This is a genomic window from Kluyvera fluvialis (assembly GCF_059725275.1).
The window spans coordinates 3,344,729-3,370,548 of record NZ_AP046142.1; the positions used below are offsets into that span (position 1 = coordinate 3,344,729).

Annotated in this window: 25 protein-coding genes; 12 read left to right on the forward strand and 13 right to left on the reverse strand. The window is 50.4% G+C overall.

Features of this window, described 5'->3' with window-relative positions:
* The first annotated feature begins 37 nt into the window (after positions 1-37).
* The 10 genes from bioA to AC6I4B_RS15810 all read left to right on the forward strand — a co-directional run bounded on the left by bioA (position 38) and on the right by AC6I4B_RS15810 (position 11,589).
* Positions 38-1,327, forward strand: a complete 1,290-nt coding sequence (bioA, locus tag AC6I4B_RS15765; RefSeq protein WP_497766423.1) for an adenosylmethionine--8-amino-7-oxononanoate transaminase — start codon at positions 38-40, stop codon at positions 1,325-1,327.
* 70 nt (positions 1,328-1,397) lie between these two features.
* Positions 1,398-1,874, forward strand: coding sequence for a kinase inhibitor (locus tag AC6I4B_RS15770; protein WP_497766424.1), 477 nt, complete (start codon positions 1,398-1,400; stop codon positions 1,872-1,874).
* A 439-nt stretch (positions 1,875-2,313) separates the two neighbouring features.
* Positions 2,314-4,296, forward strand: a complete 1,983-nt coding sequence (locus AC6I4B_RS15775) for a PTS mannitol transporter subunit IICBA (protein ID WP_497766426.1) — start codon at positions 2,314-2,316, stop codon at positions 4,294-4,296.
* Between the two features lie 82 nt (positions 4,297-4,378).
* Positions 4,379-5,536 (forward strand): mannitol-1-phosphate 5-dehydrogenase, encoded by a 1,158-nt coding sequence (locus AC6I4B_RS15780; RefSeq protein WP_497766427.1) that lies wholly within the window; start codon positions 4,379-4,381, stop codon positions 5,534-5,536.
* Positions 5,537-5,615: 79 nt separating this feature from the next.
* Positions 5,616-6,257, forward strand: coding sequence for an MltR family transcriptional regulator (locus AC6I4B_RS15785; protein WP_497772198.1), 642 nt, complete (start codon positions 5,616-5,618; stop codon positions 6,255-6,257).
* A 204-nt stretch (positions 6,258-6,461) separates the two neighbouring features.
* Positions 6,462-7,745 carry a putative acyl-CoA thioester hydrolase gene (locus tag AC6I4B_RS15790; protein WP_497766429.1) on the forward strand — a complete coding sequence of 428 codons (1,284 nt, stop codon included), beginning with the start codon at positions 6,462-6,464 and terminating at the stop codon, positions 7,743-7,745.
* Positions 7,746-8,154: 409 nt separating this feature from the next.
* Positions 8,155-9,534 (forward strand): family 4 glycosyl hydrolase, encoded by a 1,380-nt coding sequence (locus AC6I4B_RS15795; RefSeq protein ID WP_497766430.1) that lies wholly within the window; start codon positions 8,155-8,157, stop codon positions 9,532-9,534.
* 75 nt (positions 9,535-9,609) lie between these two features.
* The gene (locus AC6I4B_RS15800; RefSeq protein WP_497766432.1) at positions 9,610-9,924 is read left to right on the forward strand and encodes a PTS sugar transporter subunit IIA; all 315 of its coding nucleotides are present in this window, start codon (positions 9,610-9,612) and stop codon (positions 9,922-9,924) included.
* 1 nt (position 9,925) lies between these two features.
* Positions 9,926-10,285, forward strand: a complete 360-nt coding sequence (locus tag AC6I4B_RS15805) for a PTS sugar transporter subunit IIB (RefSeq protein WP_497766433.1) — start codon at positions 9,926-9,928, stop codon at positions 10,283-10,285.
* Complete coding sequence (locus tag AC6I4B_RS15810; RefSeq protein ID WP_497766435.1) at positions 10,282-11,589, forward strand: PTS sugar transporter subunit IIC; 1,308 nt, start codon at positions 10,282-10,284, stop codon at positions 11,587-11,589. The genes AC6I4B_RS15805 and AC6I4B_RS15810 overlap by 4 nt, the downstream gene beginning before the upstream one ends.
* 36 nt (positions 11,590-11,625) lie before the next feature.
* Here AC6I4B_RS15810 and pgl read toward each other — a convergent pair whose 3' ends face one another.
* Positions 11,626-12,621 carry a 6-phosphogluconolactonase gene (pgl, locus tag AC6I4B_RS15815; protein ID WP_497766436.1) on the reverse strand — a complete coding sequence of 332 codons (996 nt, stop codon included), beginning with the start codon at positions 12,619-12,621 and terminating at the stop codon, positions 11,626-11,628.
* Positions 12,622-12,751: 130 nt separating this feature from the next.
* Here pgl and AC6I4B_RS15820 point away from each other — a divergent pair, with 130 nt between their 5' ends.
* Positions 12,752-13,570, forward strand: coding sequence for a pyridoxal phosphatase (locus AC6I4B_RS15820; protein ID WP_497766438.1), 819 nt, complete (start codon positions 12,752-12,754; stop codon positions 13,568-13,570).
* Here the strand turns inward: AC6I4B_RS15820 and modC are convergent, their stop codons facing one another.
* From modC to AC6I4B_RS15880, 12 genes are all read right to left on the reverse strand, one after another.
* Positions 13,571-14,629, reverse strand: a complete 1,059-nt coding sequence (gene modC, locus AC6I4B_RS15825; RefSeq protein ID WP_497766439.1) for a molybdenum ABC transporter ATP-binding protein ModC — start codon at positions 14,627-14,629, stop codon at positions 13,571-13,573. It lies immediately after the preceding gene.
* A gap of 3 nt (positions 14,630-14,632) precedes the next feature.
* Positions 14,633-15,322 carry a molybdate ABC transporter permease subunit gene (gene modB / locus AC6I4B_RS15830; RefSeq protein ID WP_497766440.1) on the reverse strand — a complete coding sequence of 230 codons (690 nt, stop codon included), beginning with the start codon at positions 15,320-15,322 and terminating at the stop codon, positions 14,633-14,635.
* On the reverse strand, positions 15,322-16,095 hold the full coding sequence (gene modA, locus AC6I4B_RS15835) for a molybdate ABC transporter substrate-binding protein (RefSeq protein ID WP_497766441.1): 774 nt from the start codon (positions 16,093-16,095) through the stop codon (positions 15,322-15,324). Before modA ends, modB begins: the two co-directional genes overlap by 1 nt.
* 229 nt (positions 16,096-16,324) lie before the next feature.
* Positions 16,325-16,474: an AcrZ family multidrug efflux pump-associated protein gene (locus AC6I4B_RS15840; RefSeq protein ID WP_497766443.1), complete on the reverse strand. Its 150-nt coding sequence runs from the start codon at positions 16,472-16,474 to the stop codon at positions 16,325-16,327.
* A 185-nt stretch (positions 16,475-16,659) separates the two neighbouring features.
* On the reverse strand, positions 16,660-17,241 hold the full coding sequence (locus AC6I4B_RS15845) for a DUF1120 domain-containing protein (protein WP_497766444.1): 582 nt from the start codon (positions 17,239-17,241) through the stop codon (positions 16,660-16,662).
* On the reverse strand, positions 17,220-19,643 hold the full coding sequence (locus AC6I4B_RS15850; protein ID WP_497766446.1) for a fimbrial biogenesis usher protein: 2,424 nt from the start codon (positions 19,641-19,643) through the stop codon (positions 17,220-17,222). Before AC6I4B_RS15850 ends, AC6I4B_RS15845 begins: the two co-directional genes overlap by 22 nt.
* 8 nt (positions 19,644-19,651) lie before the next feature.
* A complete protein-coding gene (locus AC6I4B_RS15855) occupies positions 19,652-20,362 on the reverse strand; it encodes a fimbria/pilus chaperone family protein (RefSeq protein WP_497766447.1) in 711 nt (236 codons plus the stop codon).
* Between the two features lie 239 nt (positions 20,363-20,601).
* The gene (locus AC6I4B_RS15860) at positions 20,602-21,153 is read right to left on the reverse strand and encodes a DUF1120 domain-containing protein (protein WP_497766448.1); all 552 of its coding nucleotides are present in this window, start codon (positions 21,151-21,153) and stop codon (positions 20,602-20,604) included.
* Positions 21,154-21,188: 35 nt separating this feature from the next.
* Entirely contained in the window at positions 21,189-21,902 is a 714-nt protein-coding gene (locus AC6I4B_RS15865) for a DUF1120 domain-containing protein (protein ID WP_497766450.1), read from the reverse strand.
* Between the two features lie 193 nt (positions 21,903-22,095).
* Positions 22,096-22,833: a DUF1120 domain-containing protein gene (locus AC6I4B_RS15870; protein WP_497766451.1), complete on the reverse strand. Its 738-nt coding sequence runs from the start codon at positions 22,831-22,833 to the stop codon at positions 22,096-22,098.
* A 35-nt stretch (positions 22,834-22,868) separates the two neighbouring features.
* Positions 22,869-23,585, reverse strand: coding sequence for a DUF1120 domain-containing protein (locus tag AC6I4B_RS15875; RefSeq protein WP_497766453.1), 717 nt, complete (start codon positions 23,583-23,585; stop codon positions 22,869-22,871).
* 17 nt (positions 23,586-23,602) lie between these two features.
* Positions 23,603-24,343: a DUF1120 domain-containing protein gene (locus AC6I4B_RS15880; protein WP_497766454.1), complete on the reverse strand. Its 741-nt coding sequence runs from the start codon at positions 24,341-24,343 to the stop codon at positions 23,603-23,605.
* A 634-nt stretch (positions 24,344-24,977) separates the two neighbouring features.
* Between AC6I4B_RS15880 and modE the strand changes: the two genes are divergently transcribed.
* Complete coding sequence (modE, locus tag AC6I4B_RS15885; RefSeq protein ID WP_497766456.1) at positions 24,978-25,766, forward strand: molybdenum-dependent transcriptional regulator; 789 nt, start codon at positions 24,978-24,980, stop codon at positions 25,764-25,766.
* The last annotated feature ends 54 nt before the right edge of the window (positions 25,767-25,820 follow it).

The following is a 25,820-nucleotide window of genomic DNA, read 5'->3' on the forward strand; positions in this document are numbered from 1 at the left end:
AAACCTAAAACTTTTCAAAATGGTTTACAAGTCGATTATGACAACGGACGATCTCGCCTTCGATCAACGCCATATCTGGCATCCCTACACTTCAATGACCGCGCCACTGCCGGTGTATCCGGTAGTTTCTGCCGAAGGCTGTGAGCTACAGCTTGCCAACGGCGACCGTCTGGTTGACGGTATGTCGTCCTGGTGGGCGACCATTCACGGCTACAATCACCCACGCCTCAATGCGGCGATGAAAACGCAAATCGACCAGATGTCGCATGTGATGTTTGGCGGGATCACGCACCCGTCTGCCGTCGCGCTGTGCCGCAAGCTGGTCGCGATGACGCCGGAGCCGCTGGAGTGCGTTTTCCTCGCGGATTCAGGATCGGTGGCGGTGGAAGTGGCGATGAAAATGGCCTTGCAGTACTGGCAGGCTAAGGGCGAGCCACGCCAGCGTTTTCTGACCTTCCGCAACGGTTATCACGGCGATACGTTCGGGGCGATGTCGGTATGCGACCCGGATAATTCGATGCACAGCCTGTGGAAGGGGTATTTGCCGGAAAACCTGTTCGCTCCTGCACCACACAGCCGTTTTGACGGTGAGTGGGACGAATACGATATGGTGTCATTTGCACGCCTGATGGCGGCGCATCGTCATGAAATTGCAGCGGTGATTATCGAGCCTATCGTGCAGGGAGCGGGGGGAATGCGGATGTATCACCCTGAGTGGCTCAAACGTATTCGTAAAATGTGTGACCGCGAAGGCATATTGCTGATTGCCGATGAGATAGCCACCGGATTTGGCCGTACCGGCAAGCTGTTCGCCTGTGAACACGCGGGGATCAGCGCCGATATTCTGTGCCTCGGCAAAGCGTTGACCGGCGGTACGATGACGTTATCCGCCACCATCACCACTCGTCAGGTTGCACAAACCATCAGCAATGGCGAGGCGGGCTGCTTTATGCACGGGCCGACATTTATGGCTAACCCGCTGGCCTGCGCGGTCGCCACGGAAAGCCTTGCCATACTGGAGAGCGGCGAGTGGCAAACGCAGGTTGCCGCTATTGAGCGTCAGTTGAAGCGTGAACTGGCCCCTGCCAGTGATTCACCGTGGGTTGCCGATGTGCGCGTGCTGGGGGCAATTGGCGTGGTAGAAACGCGCTATCCGGTCAATATGGCGCGCTTGCAGCGTTTCTTCGTCGAGCAAGGCGTCTGGATCCGTCCTTTTGGCCGCCTGATTTACCTGATGCCCCCTTATCTCATCGCCCCGGAGCAGTTGACACGCCTGACCCGATCGGTCTGTCTGGCGGTTGAACAAGAAACATTTTTTATCGATTAAAGCGCAGAAATTTCGTTCGCTAGCCGCTACACTCCTTTGTTAATCAGTCGATTAACAAAGGAGGCAGTCGATGAAATTAGTCAGCCACGATCTGCGTGATGGCGAAAAACTCCCCCACAGCCAGGTTTTTAATGGCATGGGCTATGACGGCGGAAATCTTTCTCCCCATCTGGCGTGGGATGACGTCCCCGCAGGCACAAAAAGTTTTGTGGTGACCTGTTACGATCCCGACGCGCCAACCGGTTCCGGCTGGTGGCACTGGATTGTCGCTAATATCCCGGCAGATATTCGAGAACTGCCCACTGGCGCAGGTTCTGGGCTGGTAGGTTTACCGGCCAGCGCGCTTCAAACCCGCACCGACTTTGGTAAAGCGGGCTACGGTGGCGCAGCGCCGCCGAAAGGCGAGACTCACCGTTATATCTTCACCGTACATGCGCTCGACGTGGACAAAATCGACGTTGATGAAGGTGCTAGCGGGGCGATGGTCGGTTTTAACGTCCATTTCCACAGCCTCGGCAGCGCGTCAATCACAGCGCTGTTTAGCTAATTCGCCACACGCAGTATCTGCCCTGCCGGGGAAACCTCGCAGGGCTTTTTTATGTAATTTTCTGACGAAAAACCAACAGACAGGAAGGCAAACAAGACGAGCTACGGCGAAGGGAAATTTATCTTGTGAAGATAGTCACAGTTTAAAAACAAACACGCCAACGACAAAGGTGATTTAAATCACAAAAAAGTCGTGAATAACGGCGGTATTTTAACTTTGTAGCCGACTTTCAGTGCATTTATGTGACAAGCATCACTAAAAACAGCCTTTGAGTGGGAGTTGTATGGTGACATTAATCACAAAGAGCCCTCGAGTACGCGAGATGAAAACGGCGTGATAGAGTCGATTTTGCATACAGAACGACTGGATGGTTTTTGGCGAAACCACCGCAACTATTACGACGCGCAGCATCTTTACCGCGCACCACGAGGGGTCTTTTATGTTATCACCAGATATCAAGGTCAAGATACAGAATTTTGGCCGTTTCCTCAGCAATATGGTGATGCCCAATATTGGCGCATTCATCGCCTGGGGCTTAATTACCGCGTTATTTATTCCCACCGGTTGGCTGCCTAATGAAACGTTAGCCAAACTTGTTGGCCCGATGATCACTTACCTGTTGCCGCTGCTAATCGGTTATACCGGTGGCCGTCTTATTGGCGGCGAGCGCGGCGGTGTTGTGGGCGCTATCACTACCATGGGCGTTATCGTCGGCGCGGATATGCCGATGTTTATGGGTTCAATGATTGCAGGCCCGCTGGGCGGCTGGGCCATTAAGCGGTTCGACCGCTGGGTCGATGGCAAAATCAAAAGCGGTTTTGAGATGTTAGTAAATAACTTCTCCGCCGGGATTATCGGGATGCTGCTGGCGATATTGGCCTTCATGGCTATCGGGCCGTTGGTTGAATTGCTGTCGAAAGCGCTGGCCTCGGGCGTCAACATTATGGTGCAAAATAACCTGCTGCCGTTGACCTCTATTTTTGTCGAACCGGCCAAAATCCTGTTCCTGAATAACGCCATTAACCACGGTATTTTCTCCCCGCTGGGTATTCAGCAGGCAACAGAAACGGGCAAATCTATTTTCTTCCTGATTGAAGCGAATCCAGGGCCAGGTTTGGGCGTGCTGTTAGCGTATATGACCTTTGGCAAAGGCAGCGCGAAGCAGTCTGCCAGCGGAGCGGCGATTATTCACTTCTTTGGCGGTATTCACGAAATCTATTTCCCGTACGTGTTGATGAACCCGCGCTTAATTCTGGCGGTGATTCTGGGCGGTATGACCGGCGTATTTACGCTGACGCTGTTCAACGCAGGCCTGGTCTCCCCGGCGTCTCCTGGGTCTATTTTTGCCGTACTGCTAATGACGCCGAAAGCGTCGCTGATTGGCGTCGTGCTGTCTATTCTGGCCTCGACGCTGGTGTCGTTCCTCACCTCCGCCATGTTGCTGAAGCGCGTTCGCGTCGGCGATGAAGAGAGCAATGGTCTGGCCGAAGCCACCCGCCGGATGCAGAGCCTGAAACAGCAATCTAAATCCGGCGGCAGCGTTTCTGGCACACAGCCACAGCCTGCGGCGTCTGCCACGCTCGATTTAGCGAAAGATCTGCATCATGTTCGCAAAATTATCGTCGCCTGCGATGCCGGTATGGGTTCCAGCGCTTTGGGGGCTGGCGTGCTGCGCAAGAAAGTGAAAGATGCCAATCTGACGCATATTTCTGTCACCAACTGCGCCATTAACAGCCTGCCGGAAGACGTTGATTTAGTCATCACCCATCAGGATTTAACCGAGCGGGCCATGCGTTTTGCTCCGCAAGCGATGCATATGTCGCTGAGCAACTTCCTCGATAGCGGGCTGTATACTGACTTAACCACCCGCTTACTGGCGGCCAAGCTGCCGTCCGCCGCCAACGATAGCCGACTGATTAATCAAACGATTATCGCCGCTAACGATGACGCGTTCACACCAGCGGAGCGCGAAGAAAACCTGTTTGAACTGAGTGCTGAAAACATCTTCCTCAACCTGCACGCCGATAACAAACAGCAGGCCATTCGTTTTGCCGGTGAAATGCTGGTGTCCGGCGGCTACGTTGAGCCGGACTATGTAGACGCTATGCTGGCGCGTGAAGCGCTGACCACCACCTATCTTGGAGAGTCCATCGCCGTACCTCACGGCACTGTAGAAGCCAAAGACCGCGTGCTGCGCACCGGGATTGTCATTTGCCAATACCCACAGGGTGTGCGATTCGGCGATGAGCCGGATGACATTGCCCGGCTGGTTATCGGCATTGCCGCCCGCAATAACGAGCACGTGCAGGTTATCGCCCGCTTAGCCAACGCGCTGGATGATAAAGACGTTATCGAACGTCTGACACAGACCACCAGCGTCCAGGAGATCTTGCAGCTTCTTTCTGGCGAGCAAGCGGCATAACACGAGGGTCTGACGCCCGTGGGCGTCAGGGCTGGGGCTATCCGCCCCACTTTTACAGCGACACTTTTCAAGGTAGACATTCATGAAAGCAATTCATTTTGGCGCAGGGAATATTGGTCGTGGTTTTATCGGCAAACTGTTGGCAGACGCGCAGGCGGAATTAACCTTTGCTGATGTTAACCAGCCGTTGGTCGATCAGCTTTCACATCAGCAGCGCTATCAGGTCAACGTCGTGGGCGAAAACGCGCGCATTGAGCAGGTCAATCGGGTCAGTGCGATTAACAGCAACAGCAGCGATGCCATTCAACAGATTTCCCAGGCTGATATCATCACCACCGCCGTTGGCCCGCAGGTGCTCGGCAAAATCGCCCATACGCTGGCGCAAGGTTTGATCGCCCGCCATCACAGCGGGAATCATCAGCCGATGAATATTATTGCCTGTGAAAATATGGTGCGCGGCACGAGCCAGCTCAAGCAGCACGTTCTCCAGGCGCTGCCCGCAGAGCTTCACTCGTGGGTGGAAGAGCACATCGGTTTTGTCGATTCCGCAGTCGATCGCATTGTGCCTCCGGCCTCCGCCGCCAACGATGATCCGCTGGATGTGACGGTTGAAACCTTTAGCGAGTGGATTGTTGACCGCACCCAGTTCAAAGGGCAACTGCCGGAGATTGCCGGAATGGAACCTACCAGCAATTTGATGGCCTACATTGAGCGTAAGCTGTTCACCCTCAATACGGGCCACGCGATTACCGCTTACCTTGGTCAACTGGCGGGCTATCACACCATTCGCGACGCAATTTTAGACCCAGCCATTCGCGACACGGTGAAGCAAGCGATGGTAGAAAGCGGCGATGTGCTTATTCAGCGCTATGGTTTCGATGCCGAACAACACGCGGCCTATATCGAAAAAATAGTGACGCGTTTTGAAAACCCGTATTTGCACGACGAAGTAGAACGCGTGGGCCGCCAACCGCTGCGCAAGCTGAGTGAGAACGACCGTTTAATCAAGCCATTGCGCGGTACGCTGGAATATGGCTTGCCTAATCATCATTTGATTATTGGCATTGCCGCCGCCTTGCACTATCAAAGCCGCCAGGATCCACAGGCACAAGAAATGGCAAACTTATTGGATGAAAAAGGTGTAACAAACACGGTTATCGAGATTTGCGGCCTGCAAGACCAGCCAGAACTTGTGGCACAGATAGTGAGTGTGTATAACGCCATGCAACGCAAAGTATGATGTAACCCATATGGTTGGAGTTGTCGGCGAGCGGCAACTCCAAAATAAGAAGGGTAAGATGAAACAAAACCATCTGCGCATGACCGCGCAACCAGAGACTAACAGTCAGCAACCGAAGGCTGCCGCACCAGAGAAGCCGCGACTATCGGACAATAAAACTACGATGATGGCCACCATGGACGAATCTGAGCTTTATAAGAATCAGGCGGTTGAAAACCGGATTCTGGAAAGACTTAACGCCCGGCAAACGCTGACGGGATTTATTCAGACTACAGTCGGGCTACTAGCCGAAGCGGTAGATTTGCTGATCCTACAAGCCTTTCGCAAGGACGATTACGCCGTGAAATATGCGGTAGAACCGTTGCTTGAGGGCAGCGGCCCGCTGGCTAATTTATCGGTACGCCTGAAACTTATCTACGCGCTGGGCGTCATCAGCCGTGATGAATATGAAGATGTTGAGCTGTTATTGGCGCTGAACAATGAGCTACAGCACGAAAACAAAATCTACAGTTTTACCGATGATGAAATTCTGGGGCCTATCAATATGCTGCACTGCATGACGGCACTGCCACCGCCGCCGACGCTGCATATGCCTGAAGATGTCGTCGATGACTCTCTGGTGACAATGCAAGAACAGCGCTATCAACAAATGGTGCGCTCTACGCTGGTACTCAGTGTGACCGATTTAGTCACCAGCTTAACGCACAAAAAAGCCTTTTAAGATGGCAGCAAGCGATGGCAAAGCCAATCGCTACTGCCACAGAGATAAACAGCCTTCCCCCATCGTTTCCCCCTGGTTTATGCAGAGATAAGTCGCCAAAAAAACAGGTGATTTTTGTCATCATGTCTTCCCGTTTCGCTCAACTTAGTATAAAAAGGCTGCTTTTACAGGATTCAACTTTCACTTAAATTAGCCTGGAGCAACATGAACACTTTCTCGGTTTCTCGTCTGGCGCTGGCATTGGCTTTTGGCGTGACACTGACTGCTTGCAGCTCAACACCTGCGGATCAGCAACCGTCTGACCAGACCGCCCCTGGAACAGCATCTCGCCCGGTATTGACGGCAGATGAAGCGCAAAACTTTACCGCTGCGCGCTATTTCTCATCGTTAACCCCTAACGCTGCGGCCTGGTCCCCGTCATCTATCGCTATTCCAGCGAAAGCCGACTTCGTGGTTGGCCCTGCGGGCACGCAGGGTGTGACGCACACCAGCATTCAAGCAGCCGTTGATGCAGCCATTGCTCGCCACAGCAGCGCACGTCAGTACATCGCGATTCTGCCAGGTGAGTACACCGGCACAGTTTACATTCCTGCGGCTCCGGGCAGCCTGACCCTTTACGGCACTGGCGAAAAAGCCATCGACGTGAAAATCGGCCTGGCCATTGACTCGCAGATGGACCCATCAAGCTGGCGTCGTCTGGTTAACCCAGGTGGCAAATATATGCCGGGCAAACCAGCGTGGTACATGTTCGACAACTGCCAGAGCAAGCACAGCGCCACCGTGGGAGTGATGTGCTCTGCGGTCGTGTGGTCACAAAACAATGGCTTACAGCTACAAAACCTGACCATTGAAAACAATCTGGGCGACGGCGTTGACGCAGGTACTCATCAGGCGGTTGCGCTGCGCAGCGATGGCGATAAAACGCAAATCAACAACGTCAATATTCTGGGCCGCCAGAACACCTTCTTCGTCACCAACAGCGGCGTTGAAAACCGTCTGCAAAACAACCGCCAGACCCGCACGTTGGTCAGCAATAGCTACATTGAAGGTGATGTTGATATCGTCTCCGGTCGCGGTGCTGTGGTCTTCGACAACACGGATTTCCGCGTGGTGAACTCTCGTACCCAGCAGGAAGGCTACGTGTTTGCACCGGCAACACAGTCCAATATTTATTACGGTTTCCTCGCGACCAACAGCCGCTTTACCGCCGCAGGTGATGGCGTGGCGCAACTGGGCCGTTCCCTGGATGTAGACAGCAACACCAACGGCCAGGTCGTCATTCGCGATAGCGCGATTAACGAAGGCTTTAACGTTGCCAAACCGTGGGCCGATGCGGCGATTTCAAAACGTCCGTTCAGCGGAAATACCGGTGCGGAAGATGAAAAAGGTCAGATGAAACGCGATCTGAATGACCGTAACTTCAACCGCATGTGGGAATACAACAACCGAGGTGTGGGAAGCCATATCGTGGCTGAACCGAAGAAATAAGCCCCCTCACCTTATCAAAGCCCATGCCTGACATGGGCTTTTTCATATCTGCCACATAGATAAAAAATATAATTAATTGATTTTAATGATATTTAACATCTTTTTCTTTTCTCGCCTTTGTGACTGAATTAACAACATCACCAGGCGATGTCATGACATCATCCTGCCGCTAAGAGCTTAATGGGATAGGCTCTAAGTCATCTCAGAGAGAACGACAAACCTTTATCAATAACAGCTTCCCTGAATACTGAATTGAAATGGCACGCAGCAGTAAGCTCGAATCTGTCTCCAAATTACAAGGCGTGACCATGAACTCGTCAATAACGGCTGTTTGATTAATTCCTGATGTCACGCACCTATTTTAAACAGCCACTATTTTTCTTAGTCGCTGTAAAAAGGAGTGACTTGAATGAAATTAACCGTATTAGGCGGTGGTGGCGTTCGCGCCCCCTACCTGGCAAAAACATTAGCATTACAGTCTAAAGAACTCGCCCTGACTGAAATATGCTTAATGGATATCAATGAAGAAAAACTGGCTATTTATGGCGGCCTTGCGCAGACCATTGTTCATCAAATTAATCCACAGCTACAAGTATGTTTAACTGCCGATGCCACCGAAGCATTAAAAGAAGCAAATTATGTTATTACCACCCTGCGCGTTGAAGGCGATGCCGGAAGAGTCTTTGATGAAAAGCTGGCGCAGAAATTTAATATTTTAGGCCAGGAAACCACCGGCATTGGCGGTTTTGCGATGTCGCTGCGTTCTATTCCGGTATTGAAACACTATCTTGATTTAGCGCGCCAGGTTTCGGCAAAAGAAGTGTTGTTTTTTAACTTTACCAACCCATCAGGGATCGTCACCCAAGCGCTGATAAACGCCGGATATCATAATGTGTACGGCATTTGCGACGGCCCAGCCAGTTTTATGCGTGAAATCGCCCATCTTCTGGATGTCGATATTATGCGTTTCTCTGCAACCTGTTACGGCCTGAATCATCTTTCGTTTTATCGCGACTTTACCGTTGATGGGCAAGATGTCTCAGCTCAGGTTCTCCGCCATCCGCACTTGTTTAAACAAACAGAAATGAAGCTATTCGATGATGAAACCATCGATATCCTGGAACAAGAGCTGCCCAACGAATATCTCTACTTCTATTTTAATCACCAGGATATTATTCGTTCTATTGCCGATAACGGTGGCGCTCGCGGGGAGTCCATTCAGGATATTAACCGCCGAATGCTGCAAGATCTTAAAGCAAATCAGGCTGCAAGTATTGAACAGCGCTTTGATGTTTTTGCCCGCTACCTGCTGGAGCGAGAAAACAGCTACTTTGCGATAGAAAGTCATGGACGGCGAGATAACCACTATAAAGCACTTAACCTACAGGAATTTATCGCGGCGCCAGACACTGGCGGCTATTCGGGTATTGCACTCAACATTATCAGAGGCCTGCAACGTAAACCGGCTTATCCGATGACCATTCTGGTGAAAAACAATGACAGCATTGCACAACTGCACCCGGATGATGTGATTGAAATAACCTGCGACATCATTGATGGAAAAATAACACCGCGCCATGTCGATGATTTACCCCACTACCAGGCACATATCATTAAAACCATTAAGCACTTTGAAAACCTGACGATTGCAGCCATTGAAAACAAAAGCAAGCACAGCGCAATTCAGGCATTAATGATTCACCCACTCATTAACGATTATCGTATTGCCACGCAGATTCTTGACGCACTGTTAGCGGAATACCAGGCCTACACGGGGGAATGGCATTAGCAAAATGGCGGGAATACTCCCCTGCCATGCATCACGATGACCGGATAATACCATTTTCAACGCTGAGGCCATTATATGAATGATGAACAGAAGTGGTTTAGCATTATTGCTTACGCAGGTGAAAGTTTCTCTTTATTAAACGAGGCATTACAGGCGGCTAAAAGACTTAATCCGCAAGAGGCCGAGCGGATTTTTAGCGAGTCAGAAAAAGTGCTCCAGCAAGCACACCATATCCAAAAAGAACTGCTGCAAGAGGAAATAAGCGGTAAACCAATAGCCTTTTCGATGTTGTTTGTCCACGCCCAGGATCATTTGATGAACGTATTGCTTGCGCAAAATATTTATCGCGAATTTATTGAACTTTATAAAAACAAAGAACAAGGAACATAATATGGATTATCAAAATTTACGGATCCTATTGGTGTGTAATCTGGGTGCTTCGACAAGCGTAATGGTCAGCAAAATGCGCCAAGTGGTCGAAAAGAGCGAGAAATTAAAAGACCAGAATATCTGTATTGATGCGCGTAACGCAGGCGATCTCAGTACCTATATAACAGATTACGATCTGGTTTTGGTCGGGCCACAAATGAAACATAAACTCACCGAGTTAACCGCGATTACCTCACTACATGGCAAGCCTATTGAAGTTATCGATAGCAAGGCTTATGGCCTGGCCGATGGCGCACTCATCCTGAAACAGGCGTTGTATCTTTATCATGTCAACCAGCCAGTCAAGGATGACTCTCGATGATATCTTCACATGCTTTTCTCAATAAGTTTGAGAAACATATGGTCTTTATCGCCACTAAAATTGAGCAGAATCGGTTTATCTCTTCTATCAAGAATGGAATGATTAGCTTAATGGCGATACTGATGGTGGGTTCTATCAGCCTTATCGTGACGGGGTTAGGCAGTTTATTCTCTCCAGACTCGGCAGGCAGCCGTTTTTTTACCCAGTACAGCGAGTTATTACAACTGCCCTTTACCTTCACCTTTGGCTTATTATCCATTTACTGTGCAGTAACCGTTAGCTATCACCATACCCAGCGGATTAATGTCGCACCGTTATACCCGATGATTAGCGCCGTGATGGTCACGCTGATATTAAACAGTAAAATGGTTAATGGTAGCGTTAATATTGCATTTTTAGACTCGCGCGGGCTATTTGTCGCCATTATTTCATCACTGGCAACCGTTGAATTTATCAGTTGGGCCTATCGTAAGAAGATAACTATTCGTATCAGCGGGTTGCCTGATATGATTGCCAAAACCTTTGAGTCGATATTTCCGCTACTGTTTGTCGTTATCGTCGCCTGTTCTGTCTCGATTGCCAGCCAGGCGTACTTTAATCACCAAATTGTCCCGGAACTGTTTACAACCGCGCTAGCCCCTGCAATCAGCGGAATAGATTCCGTCTGGGGTGTGTTCACTATTATTTTCCTCGAAATGGTATTCTGGTTTTTTGGCTTAAACGGTTATGCCATTTTAATTGGTTTTACGCTGCCATTTATGACGCAATATTTGTCGCTCAACGCTGCCAACTTTGCGCAAGGTTTACCAACCGAATACGTCTTTACCGAGGGATGGTGGGGAGCATTTGCCGCCTGTACCGGCTCAGGGATCACCGGTGCGATTGCAATATTAGGATTAATGAGTAAAGCCCCACAGCTTAAAGCCGCCGGGAAAGCGGCGATTGTTCCCTCATTATTCGGGATTTCTGAACCGGTGGTCTACGGTTTTCCTATTGCCTTTAATCCTTACTTTTTCTTTCCTTTTGTTCTCGGTACGCCCATTCTCGCCTCACTGATTTATTTAATTTTCGACGCCGGTTTTATCGGCGGGCCAGTCGCTCAAGTGGGCGGTATTCCCACACCTATTGCGCAGTATTTTATTACGATGGATTGGCGAGCGCCGATTCTGGCTGTCCTCATTATTGTGGCGGGGATGATGATGTACTACCCATTCTTCAAGATGTATGAACGCAGTTTGCTCAAAAAAGAGAGCCAGCTCAGTGCAGAACAGAGTAAATATAACGTGCTGGATTTAGATTTCTGATACAGCGCCGCCATTCGGTGGCGCTGTCTTCACATGTTAGTGAGCGTAAACCACCATCCACATTGGCCCTTGCCCAACGGCATAGCGCCCTTTTTCCTGCAACAGCCCCTGCTCACCGGCAATTTCATACACCGAGATATGGTGTGATTTCTGCCCTGCCGCGATCAGATATTTACCGCTGTTATCAATATTGAAGCCACGCGGCTGGGTTTCCGTAGGCTGGAAGCCTTCAACAGACAGCACGCTGCCGTCCTCCGACACACTAAACACGGTGATAAGGCTAGAGGTGCGGTCACAGGTGTACAGATGGCGACCGTCCGGGGTGATGTGAATATCTGCCGCCCAGCGGGTGTCGGTGAAGTCGGCAGGCATCATATCCAGCGTTTGCACACATTCGATTTTGCCATGCGGATCTTTCAGTTCCCACACATCTACCGAGCCGTTCAGCTCATTGACGCAGTAACCGTACTGTTCATTCGGATGGAACACCATATGGCGCGGGCCTGCGCCTTCAACGGTGGACACTTCTGCCGGGTTTTGCGCCGCCAGGAAGCCGTCGTCGCTCAGGGTAAACAGGCAGATACGGTCTTGCTTAAGTGCCGGAACCCACAGGGTACGGTTGTCCGGGGAGATATTCGCGGAGTGGCAGCCATCCAGCCCTTCGACCACCGTGACCGTATCGCGCGGCAGGCCGTCTTCAAGACGAATCACGCTGACGTTAGCCTGGTTGTAGGAGGCGCTAAAGATAAAGTTGCCTTTGCGGTCAGTCGAAATATGGGTTGGGCTACCCGGCAGCGGCGCTTCGCCCGCGAAGGTTAATGCGCCATCATCTGGGGCGATACGGTAGGCCAGCACGCGAAACTCAGGGCGCACGCCAACGTACAGAAAGCGTTTATCAGGGCTAATGACCATCGGCTGCACCTGACCTGGAACATCCACCACCTGAACCAGCTTCAGGCTGCCGTCATGATTCAGCGTCCACGCATGGATCTGCTGGCTTTCCGGGCTGGCGGTATAAACGGTCTGTTTCATGAATACTCCTTTCTGAAAACATCTAATTTGCGGCTACTTTTCGCGGCCTTGTCCACATCATTTTGCCGTACAGGTATCTCGGTGTACCATCCTGCACAGCGAATTTTCTCTCTAACTCGAGACAAGAACTATGACTACACGCGTGATTGCTCTGGATCTGGACGGTACGCTCCTGACGCCAAAGAAAACCCTTCTACCTTCTTCATTGGATGCGCTGAATCGCGCCAAAGCGGCAGGGTATCAGTTGATGATCGTTACCGGTCGTCATCATGTTGCCATTCATCCTTTTTATCAGGCACTGGCACTAGATACACCTGCAATTTGTTGTAATGGCACTTACTTGTATGATTATCATGCAAAAAAAGTATTAGATGCCGATCCGATGCCGGTAGAGAAAGCCCAGCAACTGATTACTCTGCTGGATGAACACCAGATTCACGGCCTGATGTATGTTGATGACACCATGATGTATCAGTCGCCCACCGGACACGTCGTTCGCACCCGCAATTGGGCGCAGACCCTGCCAGAGCACCAGCGCCCGTCGTTTACTCAGGTTGCGTCGCTGGCTCAGGCGGCCCATGAAGTGCAAAACGTGTGGAAATTTGCCCTGACCGACGAAAACGGCCAGAAATTGCAGGATTTTGCCCATCACGTCGAGCAAACCTTGCAACTGGAGTGCGAATGGTCGTGGCACGATCAGGTCGATATCGCCCGCCAGGGTAACAGCAAAGGTATGCGCCTGACGCAGTTTATTACCGCCCAGGGCTGGTCAATGCAGGATGTGGTAGCTTTTGGCGATAACTTTAACGATATCAGTATGCTGGAAGCTGCCGGAACGGGTGTCGCGATGGGGAATGCCGCCGACGAAGTGAAAGCGCGAGCGAATGTGGTGATCGGCGATAACACCACGGATGCCATCGCCGACTTTATCAACAATCAGCTGTTGTAATCAGGCGGTGATTGAAACGCTCTTGATTTGCGCATAGAGCCATAGGCCTGGTTTTACCGCCAGGTCATCTCTCGCCCACGGGCTGATACGCGCCCATAGCGTGCGGCCACTCACGTCTAACTGCACCTCGACCTGGCCATTATTGTCGTAGCACTGCACCACTTTGGCATGTAGTACATTACGAATACTGCTTTGCGGTGACGGTTGCAGTACCAGAGAAACATCTGTGGCCTGAATGCGAATGCGCACCGCACTTTGCAGCGGTTTATCCAGCTTGTTTACCCAGATATGCTGGTCGCCCAACGCCAGCGCTGTCATGGCGTAGTGCGGATGATGTTCCAGCACGGTCACGCGCAGAATACTGCTTTGTTGATCCTGCGGCAGCCACGGGTGCATCACGCTACTGCCCCACACCTCTTCGAGGTTGCCAAAGGCTTTGACCTCGCCGCCTTCCAGCACCAGCACTTTATCCGCCAAATGCAGGATCTCGTCCAGCGAGTGGCTGACGTAAAGCATCGGGATGTTTATCTCGCTCGCCAGGCGCTGCAAATAAGGCAGCAGCTCACGTTTACGCGGGATATCAAGCGACGCCAGCGGCTCATCAAGCAGCAGCAATTCGGGCGCGGTGAGTAACGCCCGGCCAATCGCCACGCGCTGTTTTTCCCCACCGGAAAGGCTCCCCGGCAGGCGTTCTAACAGAGGCTCGATACCCAGCAAGGCAACCAGCTTATCAAACTGTTCGGTCATGCTTTTCGCCATGCCGTAACGCAGGTTGCCGCGCACTTTATAATGCGGGAACAGTCGGGCATCCTGGAAAACGTAGCCCACGCGGCGTTGTTCTGGCGCCAGGCATACGCCCTGCTCAACGTCATTCAACACGCGGCCATTCAGGACAATACGCCCCGTCTGGGGTTTGGTCAGCCCGCTAATCGCGTTGATCAGCGACGTTTTACCCGCGCCGGAAACGCCAAAAACGGCGGTTATCCCGGAGGCAGGCAAGGATTCATTAATGTTCAGGCAGTGCGTGCCCAGCGTCTGGCTAAAATTCAGTTCCAGCATAATTTAGCCTCCGATCCGGCGACGGCTGATGCGCGCCAGCCATTCGGAAATCATCAGTGAGATCAACGCCAGCACGATAGAAATCAGACACAGGCGAGCTGCTGCGCTTTCGCCGCCGGGCGTCTGAATCAAGGTATACATCGCCGAAGGGATGGTGCGCGTTTCGCCAGGAATATTAGACACAAAGGTAATCGTCGCCCCAAACTCGCCCAGCGAGCGGGCAAAAGCCAGCACCGTGCCAACAATAATCCCCGGTAACATCAGCGGCAGCGTAATGGTGTAAAACACCCGCCAGCGCCCTGCTCCCAGCGTGCGCGCCGCCTGTTCCAGTTTAATATCAACGCTTTCCAGCGCCAGGCGAATGGCTCTGACCATCAGCGGGAATGACATCACCGCCGCAGCCATCACCGCACCGCGCCAGCTAAAAGCAAAGGTCAGACCGAACCAGTCATACAGCCAGGCCCCGATAAAACCGCGCCGCCCCATCGCCACCAGCAGCAAATACCCCACCACCACCGGCGGTAAAACCAGCGGCAGGTGGAGAAGGCCGTCGAGCAGCGCCTTTCCGGGGAAGTTGCGGCGAACCAGTAGCCAGGCGAAGAAGATCCCAAACGGCAGGCTAAATACCACAGCCAGGGATGACACTTTTAGGCTCAGCAAAACCGCCTGCCATTCGGGGTCGGTCAATATCATTAGCGAGTCGTAAATCCGTAACGTTTAAAGATTTCAGATGCCTGCGGCCCTTTCAGATAGTCATAGAACGCCGAGACAGTTGCGTTTTTATGACCATCGGTAATGGCAATAGGGTATTCCACTTTCTGGTGAGAGTCTTCCGGGAAAGTCCCGACCACTTTAACACCTTTGCTGGCAACGGCATCAGAGCCGTACACAATACCCAGCGGGGCTTCGTTACGCTCAACCAGTGCCAGTGCGCCACGCACGTCTTCCGCCGGGGCCAGTTTGGGTGACAGCGTTTCCCATGCTCCCAGTTTTTGCAGCGCTTCTTTGGCGTAGATGCCCGCCGGTACGTGATCCGGGTCGCCAACGGCCAGGCGTCCACCTTTCAGCAGGCTCGTCCAGTTGGTTTTCGCATCAATGGTAATATCGCCCTGTGCGCTGGCTTTCGGGGCCACAACCACCAGGCTATTGCCCAGCAATGTTTCGCGCGTAGAGGTATCAATCGCTTTTTTATCAACCGCGTAGTCCATCCACTTCTGATCTGCGGAAATGAACAGGTCAGCTGGCGCACCCGCTTCAATCTGGCGAGCCAGCGTAGAAGAAGAGGCAAAAGAAGAAACGACATCAACGTTCTTCTCTTTTTTGTATTCTTTCGCGATATCCTGCATCGCGTTAGTCAGCGATGCCGCAGCAAAAACGGTTATTTTGCCTTCATCCGCCAGCGCGTGACCCGCAACGGAAAGCGTTAATGTTGCCCCTGCAAACAAACGTAACCATGAACCTGTCATTTGGAACTCCTGTGAATGCCGTTATATACAAAGAAATACAGCGCAGAGTATAGGGGTTTTCTGGAATTAATGCATTACAGGTACATCAATTATTGCAGTGAATACGAAGAGATATCGGCAGGAGTGTGAATAACTTAAAATTTACTGCGTAATATGAAGGAGGCGCGCAGGGCTGAACTGTTGGCTGAAAAGCAAAACGCCCAGTTAGACCGGGCGTTTCAGGGAAGAATCAGTGGTTTTGCTGGTTACTGTCTTTATGACCAACACCGGAGAAAATGTTGAACACCTCTCCCAGACCGTAAATTAACCCCAGGATGACAGCCATCACTACGGGTACCATGATTACGGCAAATACCAGACTTTTCAACAGCTCTAACATGGTGAACTCCATATATCGTGAATGCTTTTATTCTAACTTGAAACGGGCAGAAATCCCTCCCCTTTTGTGCGGTGCGGGAGAAAAACCTCAGTGCCAGCCCCCAATAGAAAGCCAGGTTGACAATAAGCTTATCACCTGAACATCACGCATCAAAATCAGGCCTAAATATGGCTACCCGATTGGGGTTAGTCCAGCGATTCAGCAACAATATTCAGAGTGGCCTGCAACCGTGTTTTATCCCTGATATCGAATACCGAGTGCCTCAGCAGGGGCTGAACCGTGAGTTGTAACGAAAAGGTCGTGCCTTTTACTTCACCGTTCTGGAGAAACAGCAGTTGGTTTCCTGGGTTAACCGGCTGCTGCATCCCGCCATCAGCCGGCCTGGGCTGCTCTCCTTGCTCATGGCTAAGAAGCGAGACGGTTTGCCCATCGACGCTCGCGTGCTCCGCTTTCAGCCGATAAAAGCCCCCCGGCGGCAGGCGGAATGCGCGTTTGTCCTCCTGATTACCGGCAAAATAGAGCCGCAATCGGGTTGGCTGAGTACAACTGACCGTCAGGATTGCCTGCTTCGTCGTCAGTGCATCGGCCCGGCCCCTTTCCGTCTGCCGGGACGCCGTGATGTCGCTGCGAGTCAGATGCCCATAATTGAGCGTTCCAGCGCTGAGAACGGGAGTGCATACCGTTTCAGCTCTGGCGGGCAGTACGGTTATCATGCCCACCCATAACAGCCATCCCCAGCGTCTCATCACGCCTTTATTGGCTTGCATACCGCCTCCGTTGTTTCATAAAAAATGCTCGTGTCTGCGCCTTCCGCTAGCGAAAAATCAATCCGGCAGTGTTGCTTTATGCTCGGTTCGTTAACCAGCAAGATATTGTTAACGTCCACATTGTTCAGAAAGACGACGCCGTCATCCGCGCTGGTAGTGATGTAATGGCTGTCTGCGTCCATTAACGCGACGCCTTTCGGTAAAGGCGAACCGTCAGGCAAGCTGACTTTTAACAGCACTCGCCGCTGGGTCAGCGTTTTGAAAGCCACTCTGCCAACGGAACCCCGCCCCTGATTAAGCATTTGCAAACCGTTATCCACGTCCACATTTTTAGGCAACGACTCAGTTTCAATTTCAACGCGCGAAGAGTGCCAGGCTGAAAGCGCGGGGATCACCGCTTTACCGGTAAAATCGGTCCATACCGGCCCCTGCTGAGAGTTAATTTTCACGCCGGATAACGACGGCTCAGTAGTGACGATGGCAAATGTGTCCTGCAGCGGATAAGGGGAAAAGGTCAGGCCGTTCTGATGCAGTGCTACGCCACCGGTCAGGGAGCCTGAGTAATTGCGCGAATCATCATCAGAATGGCTGGCGTTAAGGCTCATTTGCGTGTAGTGCAGATTAGCGCTCAGGCCGCCGTTGATATTGCTTTGCTGGTTTTGCTGGTCGTGGTCAACGGCCGCATTCCACGAAACATTGTCGCTGACGTTTCCCGATGCGGATGATCCGTAGGTTTTGTGCTGCCCGCTCTGGCGCATCCAACTGTTCACCGTCCGCTCACCCAGCGGGATACTGACGTTCACATACAGGGTATCGCCATCCTCCCTGATGTCATTGTCGTAACCGCTGTCGTTTTGGCGATCGCGCTCATTACTCAGCATATGCTGCCAACTGACGGAAATACTGGCTTTAGAAAAGCTTTTACTCCAGTTCAGCGAAATATTGCGGGAGTCATCTTCAGAGGTGAACCCGACACTGCGGGAATAGCCGAATGAAATGCCGCCCAGCATCGAGTTTGACCAGCCGAGGCTTGCGGTATAGTCGCTCTTGGTATGTACCATATCGTCTTCATCAGAAACCGCATCGCCGAGATCGCGGTAGCCCCGCGTATAACGCGTGACCGACAGGCCAGGCGTTATCCCCGATGGTGCGCTCCATGAGCCAGCCAGGGTCAGCGACTGCCCCTCACGGTGGTGTCGATTGTCACGGCTGGTATTGATTTGCCCGGAAAGCTGTAAATTCTCCAGCGGCATCATTTCCGCGCTGCCCGCCAACGCCTGGTATTTTTCCGCCGCCATAAACCCGGCGCTGCTGGTGATATAGCGGTTAACTCGCCAGCCGCCAGAGCCCGTCATCAGCCAGGGCTCTGCAATGTAGCCGTCGGTATCATGCATTTTGCCGAAAGAAAGCGTATACCCCTGCGGCTGACTACTTTGCTGGCTGAAGGCGGCAGCAGTCACCGTATAATTACGCGTCTGGCCGTTGGTTTCAGTCACCCTGACGTTCAGATCGCTCTGGTTACTGACCACCGGCACGTTCGTCAGCTCAAAAGGCCCTGCCGGAACCAGCGTCGAAAAAATCAGGATCCCTTGCTGGCGGATCTCCACTCTGGCCTGCGGTGTGTTGGCCATGCCGGTCACAACAGCGTTGTTCTTTTGGGGGATTAAATCATTGTCGGGCGCGAACTGAATACCGTAAATAGCCGTCCCGGATAACAGGGGATTATTGGTATTGATCTCGCCTACCTGCATCAGCGCTTTGTAGTCCGGCAGGCTGCGCTGCGCCCAGGAGTAGATCCGGCTGACTTCATTGCGCCCATCCATACGGGTCAGAATATGCCCACCTCGCAGCATCCAGTCGCTGACGTTAATCCCCGTATTTAAGGTTGCCTGCGAATAATCGGAATTCTGTCCGCCAAATTCGCTGCGGCTGCTGAGTAACGTATAGTTAATTAGCCCAGCCGCCCCGCCACGCTGCGATTCATTAACGCTGGAATCCGATAGCTCCAGCGCCTCATCCGGCAGTAACAGCTCCACTCGGCTTTCATTAGGAAATAACGAGATGGATCCAGTGGGCCAGGCGGCCCGTAGATCACGACACTCGCCGCCCGCATCGGACGAATTGCCCCCTTTAATCCCCACCTTACGTAACAGCGTACTGTCTGCACAGAGTTCACCCTGCTGATTAAAGCGTGCGTCAACCCGCCCTTTCGCCGTGCCGTTGACCGCCACATCAACAGGGCTGATACCGGGAAGAAAACGGGATTCTTTAGCAAAGTAGTCGCCAAGGTGCTCGCTCAGCCCCAGCGACTTCATGGTCCCGGTATCAAATTCAATACCCTCTGCTGAAGATGCACTGGCGCAACATGCTCCCCATAGCAGCAATGACAGTGAATAACGCATTGCCCGGCTCAGTCAGCAAGGTCTGACGTATAGCTTTTCCCCTGATATCCATAACGGGAGGCAGGGAAAAATGTTATCTGCTTTGCGCTGGAGAGTGATGCATTTTCAGTTACCGCAACCGTCAGCTTTTCGCCAGGCTGGATCCAGGTTTTAGGCAATTGACCGACGATATTACCCGGCATTCCCTGAACCTGCTGACCTAATCGGACGATATACGGGCTTGGGTTCTCTACGACCAACTGAGCGCCTTTTTTATGCCACTGTAGACGTTTCCAGGGTTCGATATCTTCCGCCAGACCCGCAGGGTGAATAATGACCGGGATATTCTGGCGGATGGTCATAGCGACCTGGTTTTTGCCTTTCTCCTTCGGTGGAATGCCTTCAAAGGTGACGCGTTTTAAATGTTCAACAGCCAGCGGTGCTTTGGTCTGCAAAATAAACCGCACTCGCTGGCTTTTTCCTGCCTCCAGGCGGACGACCGGCTGGGTCACCACCAAAGCGATGCTTTTATCTTCCCCTTCCACATCCAGCACTCGGGTATAAAGCAAGGCGGGCTGCGGGTCAGTATTTTTCACATTGAGGCTTGCCTCACCTTTGCTTTCATCAACCAGCAGCACGGAGGTTTCAGGCACCATACCGGTAGCAAAGCTGGAGATGGAAAACGATAACGAGGCCAGGCAGACGCCGTACAGGAAACTCCGTTTCAGTCTATTATTCACTTTATTCATTCCCTTTAATTCCCTTTAATTCCCTTTAATTCCCTTTGCTGGCAGGCAACTCTATTTAGAGGTAAACCATGCTCAGCGTGACGTTACCATCCAGGTTGATTTCGTCTTTAGTATCCAGCGTATTGTATTGAGACACCGCCGCACTGATAATTAGTGGGAGAGTGGCATTGGTAAAGGCAATAGGATAGAACCTACCATAGTCATAATAACCGGGAGTCACTGCATCCCAGCTACTGGTGCTCGTACAGCGCACCAGTAGAAGTACGAGTCCATGAAACATTGCTGGCGTTTACATTACTGGTCACTAACAGTTCGATAGCGGAAACTGCCTGAGCGTCAACGGTCAGGCCTTCTAAATCAACCCCTATCGAAAATGCGCCAATGGGTTTTCCTGCGGTTGTTTTCCCCAGACCATAGCGCTGCTTGGTTATTGGTGTACTTATCGTGGAATTACTATTCCATGAGTTCTTAATTTCCACCGCAGCCTGGCTGTCCGCTCGGTTATCCGTGGAATAAACCGCGACCATCGTTGGGCTATCGCAGACAATTGTTAGGTCAATATTTTTCACTCCAAGCTGATTGGAGACTGCTATCAGACCCATACCGTAAATCGTGCCGTAATCAATAATACCGCTATTACTTAAAGTCGGCGTACAGCTTCCAGGGGTTAATGTTCCAGTCACTTCCAACGTGGCGCTGCTCTCTTCTGCCTGAGCGACCTGAGAGATAATCAAGACGCAACAGGCCAGAGTCGGATATAAAACTGAAGAGGTAATTTTCATTTTATGCATAATCCCTTATTTAAAGAATATATCCGTTAAAGATAAATAATGCTGAACGTGACGTTACCGTCAAGCGTGACTTTATCGGTAACGGATAACTCTCGGGCATCGACAATCGCAGCGCTGATAATTAAGGGGATCTCTGCCTCTTTAAAAGCCTGAGGTGTTGATACAGAAGAAGTCCTGAATCCTTGTACAGCAGGAAATTCGCTAGTATAAGGATATATTCCGCCATTATAGTTAGCAGACCACGCCACATTATCCAGAGAATAGTATAATGTTTTATTCTGGAGAGAGGCCCCATCTAAACTTACATTATTTACATCAATACCAATAGTGAATGCGCCAACTGGTTTATCTTCCAGCGTCGTTCCCAGACCAAATAAATAACTGGTATAGCTGGTATTATTACTTACCGTGGTCTTAGAAGAAAACGAGTTAGCCACTTCGATATTCTCCGCTACGCTACCTCGACGGTTATCTGTAGCTGTAAAACCAACATAGGCCTTATCATTACAGGAAATAGACAGGGTTATATTTTTCACCCCCAGACTATTTGATGGACGAAATAAAGATGTCGTCTGGATCGTACCATAATCCACCTTCCCGCCGTTGCTTAAGGTCGGCGTACAGCTGCCTGGAACTATTTTCCCTTTTACCGCGAGGGCTGAAGTGGCATCATCAGCCACAGCAGAACCAACGCAGCATATCGCCCCTGCCAGCGCAATAATATACAATGAATTACGCATAACCATTCATCCTTACCTCATAAAGAAATTATATCACTATCCTCCCCTTCTATATCCAGTTCGTGGATATTGGATATAACGCAGGGTGGGTGTGAATTCATATTTTTACATCGTCTCTACTTTCACTAATCTGCAAACTCCATTTCAGTTTACATTCACTGTATTTATTTTATTTGCCGACAGAAAGCCTTATTCAGAGGTAAACCATACTCAGCGTGATATTACCATCGAGGTTGATTTCGTCTTTAGTGCCCAGCTCACTATATTTAACCACCGCCGCACTGATAATTAACGGGAACGTGGCATTAGTAAAGGCGATGGGGCTATAACCATAGGGGCCCTTGCCATCATAATGACCGGGAGTTACCGCACTCCAGGTGCTATAGGAGTGCTCTGCTAACATACCCGTAGTATTATTACTCCATGAAACACTGTTGGCATTAACGTCACCAGTCACTAACAGACTGATATCCGATACCGGATGATCGTCAATGATCAGACCTTCTATATCAACACCAATCGTGAGCGCGCCAATGGGGTTACCCGCGCTCGTTGTGCCTAACCCATAGCGCCGTAGATCTTTTTGGTTTGCCTCGGTATTGATATTCCATGAGTTATTCACGGTCACACTGGTCTGGCTATCCATGCGGTTATCCGTGGAATACACTGCAACCATCGTCGGGCTATCACAGTTGATCGTCAGATCAATATTTTTTACCCCGAGCTGGTTGGAGGTTTCTGTCAGCCCCATACCATAAATTGTGCCGTAATCAACAATACCGCTATTACTTAAAGTCGGCGTACAGCTACCAGGGGTTAGTGTTCCGGTAACTTCTAATGTGGCACTGCTCTCTTCAGCCTGAGCGGCCTGAGAAATCATCAGGGCGCAGCAGACCAGAGCCGGATATAAAACTGAAGAGGTGGTTTTCATATTATACGTCATCCCTTATTTAATGAATGCATCCATTAAAGATAAACAATGCTAAACGTGACATTACCATCAAGCGTGACTTTATCGGTGACGGATAACTCTCGTGCATCAAGAATGGCAGTACTGATGACTAAGGGAATTTCGGCATTTTTGAAAGCTATAGGGCCGTTGGCTGAGTTCTCCTGAAATGAAAAGATATAAGGCAGCGATTCAGTATAATGATAAAACCCATTGTAGTTTGAATGAGTCCATGAATAACCATTATTGGTTGAATAATTAACATATTTATATAATAACCCTTCACCATCCATGCGCGTATTTTCTATATCAACACCAATGGTAAATGCACCAACCAACTTATCCTCAAGCGTTTTGCCCAAACCAAATAAGTATTTACTACCGTTACTGTCATTTCTTATAGTGACCTTACTAAAAAATGATTCAGCAACCTCTATATTGTCCGGTAAACTGTCGATACGGTTATCTGTTGCCGTAAGCCCAACATACCCTGTATCACTACATGAAATAGATAGGGTAATATTTTTCACTCCCAGGCTATTTGATGGACGAAATAAAGATGTCGTCTGGATAGTACCATAATCTACCTTCCCGCCGTTGCTCAAGACCGGCGTACAGCTACCTGGAACTATTTTTCCTTTTACCGCGAGGGCTGACGTGGCATCATCGGCCAGAACCGGCCCCACAGTGCATATCGCCCCCACCAGGGTAATAACATACAATGAGCTACGCATAACCATTCATCCTTAGCTTATAAGTAAACCAGGCTTAACGTCACATTGCCATCCAGTTTGACAGGTTCAGTGATATCCATATTGCTATATTTAGTGACAGCAGCGCTGACGATAAGGGGAATAGTTGCCGTTTTAAACGCGAAAGGCGTGTTGGACGAGGCGCTAGGCATTATGGCGCTCCAGCCACCTGCAGTGGACTCATAATCGCTGATTGCGCCATCAGTGCTTGATGTCCAGACAATAGGAACAGCCTTCACATTAGCCGTTTTAGCCAACGTTTTGGTGCTTCCAGCATCAAAAACCATATTATTGAAATCAACCCCCAGTGAAAACGCACCAATGTTTTCTCCGCCAGGAGTAGTCCCTAAACCAAAAAGCTGTTTTTTATCGGTAACGGTCGTTTTACCCACCCATGATTGTTCAACGCTGACGCCGTCGGCAATAGTGGTTTTACGGTTATCCGTGGCATAAAGCGCCACCACCGCAGTAGCTGAACATGACACCGTCAGGTTAATATTTTTCACCCCTAACTGATTGGACGCTTTGGTTAAAGTTGTGCGCGGAAAACTCCCGAAGTCAACTTTACTTCCGCCCTCTAATGAAGGCGTACAGGAGCCAGGAACCACTTCGCCGACCACCGTTAACGTAACCTGTTCTGTAGCTGCGAAGGTATTATTGGCGCCCGAAATTAAACAAGAAAATGCAGAGAATAAAAAAAGAGATTTCTTCACTCTTTTTATAGAATATTTAGACATCATGGCCTCCTGATAATGTTAAAAACCGGAAATACGAACGGATATTATCATGGAGTTAAAAACAACCAATGCTACGAGGTAGAATTTAAGAAAACATTTATATTCAACTTATAAATTAATTTAGCGTATTCTATTGATGGATAAAACGTACAGCACGAGTGCTTAAGATAATTTACAACCAATTAAAACAATGAGTTATCCAGATTATGCAAAATAATAAAGACACCATCACCTGTAAGATAGACGAGTTATAATACAAGTATTAGTGCAATTATCAAGCATTAAGATTGGTTTTAATAATATCAATTAATACATTAGATTCACCAACCACATTAGTTAAAAAACATAAATTACCTACAGAGTTTCCACTACGTAACTGAGATTACTTCTTTCGACAGTCAGGAATATTTTCCATTTTTCTCATACATCCTTATGCAATAGATTATTTTATTTAAACAAATAAACAATGTAACTATATTGCGTGTTTTTATGGGAAAATTTTATCGCCGAACCTCCTCACTTTCAAAAAATAAACGTTAGTAAGCGATATGTCTCCACACATTTATATAATTGTCGCGCTATAGGTTGGCGTCGAGAGGCATTTACGTCACAATACTCTTTTTGCCAGGACATCGTTATGCAGGCTGAAATCCTCCTTACCCTGAAACTCCAGCAGCGCCTTTTCGCCGATCCGAGACGCATCACCCTGCTTAAACAGATTGATAAAACGGGTTCGATTAGCCAGGGAGCCAAAAATGCAGGCATCAGCTATAAAAGCGCCTGGGATGCCATTAATGAAATGAACCAGCTTAGCGAGCAGTCGCTGGTTGACCGCGCCACCGGCGGCAAAGGCGGCGGCGGTGCGGTATTAACTCGCTATGGGCAACGCCTGATTCAGCTCTACGATCTGTTGGCACAAATTCAGCAAAAGGCATTCGATGTGCTGAGCGATGACGACGCCCTGCCGCTGGACAGCCTGCTGGCGGCGATTTCCCGCTTCTCTTTGCAAACCAGCGCCCGCAACCAGTGGTTTGGCACAGTAACCCGTCGCGACCACCAGCAAGTACAACAGCATGTTGATATTCTGCTGGCTGACGGCACAACACGCCTGAAAGTAGCCATTACCGCGCAAAGTGGTGAACGACTGGGGCTGGATGAAGGCAAAGAAGTGCTGGTTCTGCTAAAAGCGCCGTGGGTGAACGTCACGCTTGACTCAGCGGTCGCCGCCGAGGCGGATAACCAACTGTCTTGCTGCATTAGCCATATTCAACGCGGTGAAGAACAGTGCGAAGTGCTGATGGCGCTGCCGGACGGGCAAACGCTGTGCGCGACGCTGCCACTGGCAGAGGCTGTTTCGCTGGAAGAAGGTGCTAACGTAACAGCCTACTTTAACGCCGATCGCATCATTCTTGCGACGTTGTGCTAACAGCATTGACATTAGCTGAAGGAAAACGTATCCCTGATATTCATCGCTGCATAA